The sequence below is a fragment of the Streptomyces sp. MBT53 genome (assembly GCF_016654115.1).
Lineage (GTDB): Bacteria > Actinomycetota > Actinomycetes > Streptomycetales > Streptomycetaceae > Streptomyces.
Genome location: NZ_JAEQAZ010000400.1, coordinates 1 through 2,607, shown reverse-complemented (window position 1 = coordinate 2,607; position 2,607 = coordinate 1). Strand labels below are relative to the sequence as shown.

Genomic DNA, 2,607 nt, shown 5'->3' with positions numbered 1-2,607 from the left:
GGGTAGGGGCGGCGGGGGCGCCATCGTGAGTCATCGGGGGCGGCATCGTGAGTCATGGAGACCTCGCCTAACCTCGACCCCATGACCGCGTTCGACCGTCTCACCCGCCTCGTCCCGCCGCCCTCGCGACCGCAGTGGGCGAACGGGGACTGGGATGCGGTGGAGGCGGCTCTCGGTCTTCAACTCCCCGCGGACTTCAAGCAGTTGGTCGAGGCGTACGGGGTCCACCACTTCGCGGATTTCCTGACGCCGCTCGCACCCTTCGGCGGGCGGGACCTGCTGGTCGGTCCGGCGAAGCGGCTGCTGGACCAGGAACGCGGCTTCCGGGACCGGTACCCCGAAGAATGCCCGTACCCCTTCTACCCGGAGCCGGGCGGACTCCTGCCCTGGGCGGGAACCGACAACGGGGACCGCGTCTGCTGGCTCACCGGCGGCGAGCCGGACACGTGGACGGTCGTCTGCTGGAATCCGCGGGGCTGGTACTACGACGCGCATCCGGTCGGCGCGGTCGAGTTCCTGGCCGGCTGGCTGGCGGGGGACATCAGCACGACCGTCTTTCCCGATGCCGGTGAGTTCGCCGAGTCCGACGAGGACCACGAGGGCGACTGACTCGGGGCGAGACTTTCCCGATCAGGGCACCACTCCCGCCCGGCCCCCGTCGAGCAACGGCGCCAACAAGTCCCCGTACTCCCGCAGCCGTACCCCCATGTCCGTTGCCAGAAAGGAGAGTTGACGCACCGACCCACACGCCTCCACCTCCCCCCACGTCACCGGCGCCGACACACTCGGCACGGCCCGCGCCCGCAGCGTGTACGGCGTCGCCGTGGTCTTCCGCGCAGCGTTCTGACTCCAGTCGACGAACACCTTGCCCGCCCGCAGACTCCGCGTCATCCGATGCACGACGAGCCGGGGCAGCGCCTTCTCCGCCGCCACGGCCAGTGCCTTCGCGTACTCGACGGCCCGTTCCGACGGCACCGGCTCCACCCCGGCCAGCAGATGCAGCCCCTTCGCCCCGGACGTCTTGACGTACGCCTCGATCCCGTCGGAAGCCAGCCGCTCCCGCAACCACACCGCGACCTCGCAGCACTGCACCACCGTCGCCGGCGCCCCCGGATCGAGGTCGAAGACCAGCCGGTCGGCGAGGCCGGGCGCCCCGATCACCCACTGCGGGGTGTGGAACTCAGTGACGAGGTTCGCCGCCCACATCAAGGACGCCAGGTTCTGCACCAGCACCATCCGGGCCGGCCCCTCCGACCTCGGCACCTCGGCCGTAGTGACCCAGTCGGGCGTACCCAGCGGCACGTTCTTGGCGAAGAACACCTGACCGTCCGGCCCGTCCGGGTACCGCAGGAAGGACAGCGGCCGGTCCCGCAGATGGGGCAGCAGGGCCTCGGCGGTCGTGGCGTAGTAGTGCAGAACCTCGCCCTTGGTGAAGCCGTCCGCCGGGTACAGCACCTTCTCCAGGTTGCTGAGGGCGAGCCTTCGCCCCTCCACCTCTGTGATCGGCGTCATACGATGAGAATCCCACGTAAACGTAATCAATCGCCAGATACCGGAAGGTGGGTGCGGCAGGTGCGATCCATATGGAACGGCGCCATCTCCTTCGGCCTGGTCAGCATCCCGATCAAGCTGGTGAACGCGACCGAGAGCCACTCCGTCTCCTTCCGCCAGATCCACACCGAGGACGGCGGCCGCATCCGCTACCGCAAGGTCTGCGAACTGGAGGACCGCGAGGTCGCCCAGGCCGAGATCGGCAAGGCGTACGAGGACGCGGACGGCACGATGATCCCGATCACGGACGAGGATCTGGCCCAGCTGCCGATCCCGACGGCGAAGACGATCGAGATCGTGGCCTTCGTACCGGCCGACCGGATCGATCCCCTCCAGATGGACGCGGCCTACTACCTCTCCGCGAACGGCGTCCCCGCGGCGAAGCCGTACACCCTGCTGCGCGAGGCCCTCAAGCGCAGCCAGAAGGTGGCCATCGCGAAGTACGCGCTACGGGGCCGCGAACGCCTCGGCATGCTGCGCGTGGTGGACGACGTGATCGCGATGCACGGCCTGCTCTGGCCGGACGAGATCCGCGCCCCCGAGGGCGTCGCCCCCGACACGAGCGTCACCGTCCGCGACAAGGAACTCGACCTCGCGGACGCCCTGATGGACACGCTGGGCGAGGTCGACCTCGCCGACCTCCACGACGACTACCGCGAGGCCGTCGAGGAGATGATCACCGCGAAGGCCTCCGGCGAACGGCCCGCCGACTCCCCGGCTCCGGCCCCCAGCGGCAAGGTCCTCGACCTGATGGCGGCCCTGGAGAAGAGCGTCCGAGAGGCACAGGAGTCGCGCGGCACGGAACCGGGAGCCAAGGCCGAGGTCACCTCCATCTCGTCGCGAACGACGCCGAAGCAGACCACCGGCAAGAAGTCGACCTCCACGGCGAAGAAGACTGCGGCGAAGAAGACGGCGGCGAAAAAGACGACGACCACGAAGGCGACGAAGAAGTCCGCCGCGAAGAAGACTCCGGCGAAGAAGACGCCCCCACGGAAGCGAACAGCCTAGGGGACTGCAGCGTGCCCCAAAGGGGCGCGGGGCTGTATCGATATGCGG

The 2,607-nt window shown here is 69.0% G+C and carries 3 protein-coding genes; 2 read left to right on the top strand and 1 reads right to left on the bottom strand.

From position 1 onward, the window contains the following. The first annotated feature begins 81 nt into the window (after nucleotides 1–81). Entirely contained in the window at nucleotides 82–609 is a 528-nt protein-coding gene (locus tag JHN45_RS51530; protein WP_201056409.1) for an SMI1/KNR4 family protein, read from the top strand. Between the two features lie 21 nt (nucleotides 610–630). Here JHN45_RS51530 and ligD read toward each other — a convergent pair whose 3' ends face one another. Continuing rightward, entirely contained in the window at nucleotides 631–1,512 is an 882-nt protein-coding gene (gene ligD / locus JHN45_RS51525; RefSeq protein ID WP_201056407.1) for a non-homologous end-joining DNA ligase, read from the bottom strand. 51 nt (nucleotides 1,513–1,563) lie between these two features. Here ligD and JHN45_RS51520 point away from each other — a divergent pair, with 51 nt between their 5' ends. Further along, nucleotides 1,564–2,559 carry a Ku protein gene (locus tag JHN45_RS51520; protein ID WP_200717550.1) on the top strand — a complete coding sequence of 332 codons (996 nt, stop codon included), beginning with the start codon at nucleotides 1,564–1,566 and terminating at the stop codon, nucleotides 2,557–2,559. Nucleotides 2,560–2,607: the final 48 nt, after the last annotated feature.

Coding starts and splice junctions, on each gene's coding strand:
- JHN45_RS51530 (WP_201056409.1), top strand. CDS start 82: ATGACCGCGTTCGACCGTCTCACCCGCCTCGTCCCGCCGCCCTCGCGA.
- ligD (WP_201056407.1), bottom strand. CDS start 1,512: ATGACGCCGATCACAGAGGTGGAGGGGCGAAGGCTCGCCCTCAGCAAC.